The organism is Paenisporosarcina sp. P5_A11 (assembly GCF_056400705.1).
Window position 1 is genome coordinate 1 of the sequence record NZ_JBFUKT010000322.1, and the last position, 1,748, is coordinate 1,748.

The window sequence follows — 1,748 nt, forward strand, 5'->3', positions numbered from 1 at the left end:
TAATAATACTTATGATATTTTTTATTTCTTTTCAAGCATATAGAATTATTGATAGTTACAACAAAGGGTTTCTTTTTGGTCTCCCTACTTTTCAGTTAATAATTGGCCTTTTTATTTTGATTACTTTATTTCTACCACCCAAAAAAGAAATTGAGTAAATTGTTAACAAGGTTGTCCTAGCCATTTTCCTTCTTCAACTAACGGGGCAGTTTAGTTCAACAAAAGGGGGATAAAGCAATGTATCCTACATCAATCATAATTATTGTTTATGTATTCGTAATACTTGCCATAGTAAGCAGCATTTCTTATTTCTTAAAACCGTTCATTCGGAAACTGATTTGGAGTGTATCGGGAACCATACTTATTATTGTTATTGGTTATTTTGCATTGCTACCTATATTCGTTGAATCGCAAACGAATGAAGCAATAGGTAAGCTTAATACGTACTTGACAACCATTTATCCTAATGAAAAATGGGAGATAAACGATACAGACGATGATGAACTAAAGACCACGGTGGAACTTCATGTGATTTTTGAAAATGAATATGAAATTGTTTATGCCTACTATATTAAAGATGAAAAAATTGGACAAAGTGATTTTTGGTCTCAATCTGGTGAATCATCTGAAGAGTTTATTGCCAAAGGTTTTGAACCAATACATTTAGAAGTGGATGAAAAATAGATTATTTAAACTTTAGGAACAGTTTAGTGTGAATGTTCTTCAACTAACGGGTGCTTTAGTTGAAGAAGGACCACTAAAAAATGCTCAAACTTTTTTATAAAAAACGAAATAACTAATAACAAATTAAGAAGCCATTTTGATTAATCTTTTTTCAAAATGGCTTCTTTTTGTCTGTCGTGAAATATGGGTTTGCGAAGTGTTTTTGATCAAACTTTTTTAAAAAGCTGCAACAGCTTTGAAGCATATTATCACAACCTTATGAGAAAGATGCTTATCTCTTCCACGAATAACAAATGCAAAAACATCAAGATAAGATATCAGAGATATTTGGTTTTAGGAATATCATGGCGAACCCAGATAGATTATTAGATAACATTAGAGAGATTGTATATTCACAATAAGGGATCCAAATGTATTAACCCTTTAGGATACTACTTCCTAAACTATTGGTATGCTCATTTTACTGTTGTATTGCACAATATATGTTGTATAGGGGTAGTGACAGCTTCGCTGGTACTACCCCAAATATGCAGTTAATAGAAGAATTGCGGGCAGAATGGGAACGGATGAAAGAAATGCAGGAGCGATTGAAGCGAATAGAGGAAGCCGATCAAAAGCGGGCTTTGATGCAGTAGTTGTTAACGATTGGAGCAGTATGGATGCTGTTTACAAAGCCATTAAAGAGTTGACTTCAGTTGAATCATTTAAGGATGTACTTGCACGGTTAGATATCAGTCTTAAACAGACAATATAGTAGGGATGTCACATAATAAACCAGAAATTGTTGTGCAAGCAAAACGATACAAAAAAACGGTTGGTATAAAAGCTGTTCAAGAAGTAATAATCCTTAATTCAAATCGGTGGAATCTTTAATGAGCAACTAAGTAGTTAACCACTTTTACGTTGAAGTAACCGTCAAACCTTGTTGAGGAGGACGGTTACTTGTTTTATATTCAAAACTATTTTTGAATAGGCTCTGAAGCAAGTCTTTCAATGATTCTTCTTTTTCGATAAAGCATTTTCCCTGCTTCAGCTATATCGTTCACCGCACCTCGGTTAATAAA

Annotated in this window: 3 protein-coding genes and 1 pseudogene; 3 read left to right on the plus strand and 1 reads right to left on the minus strand. The window is 33.2% G+C overall.

Features of this window, described 5'->3' with window-relative positions:
* The first annotated feature begins 237 nt into the window (after positions 1-237).
* The 3 genes from AC1DOS_RS19900 to AC1DOS_RS19910 all read left to right on the plus strand — a co-directional run bounded on the left by AC1DOS_RS19900 (position 238) and on the right by AC1DOS_RS19910 (position 1,557).
* Positions 238-684 carry a hypothetical protein gene (locus AC1DOS_RS19900; RefSeq protein WP_477538876.1) on the plus strand — a complete coding sequence of 149 codons (447 nt, stop codon included), beginning with the start codon at positions 238-240 and terminating at the stop codon, positions 682-684.
* Positions 685-1,240: 556 nt separating this feature from the next.
* Positions 1,241-1,438: a hypothetical protein gene (locus AC1DOS_RS19905; RefSeq protein WP_477538877.1), complete on the plus strand. Its 198-nt coding sequence runs from the start codon at positions 1,241-1,243 to the stop codon at positions 1,436-1,438.
* A gap of 5 nt (positions 1,439-1,443) precedes the next feature.
* Entirely contained in the window at positions 1,444-1,557 is a 114-nt protein-coding gene (locus AC1DOS_RS19910; protein WP_477538878.1) for a restriction endonuclease, read from the plus strand.
* Between the two features lie 86 nt (positions 1,558-1,643).
* On the opposite strand, the pseudogene AC1DOS_RS19915 reads toward AC1DOS_RS19910, so the two are convergent.
* Positions 1,644-1,748 (minus strand): annotated as a pseudogene (locus AC1DOS_RS19915) (EcsC family protein); the annotation flags it as partial.

Coding starts and splice junctions, on each gene's coding strand:
- AC1DOS_RS19900 (WP_477538876.1), top strand. CDS start 238: ATGTATCCTACATCAATCATAATTATTGTTTATGTATTCGTAATACTT.
- AC1DOS_RS19905 (WP_477538877.1), top strand. CDS start 1,241: ATGGGAACGGATGAAAGAAATGCAGGAGCGATTGAAGCGAATAGAGGA.
- AC1DOS_RS19910 (WP_477538878.1), top strand. CDS start 1,444: ATGTCACATAATAAACCAGAAATTGTTGTGCAAGCAAAACGATACAAA.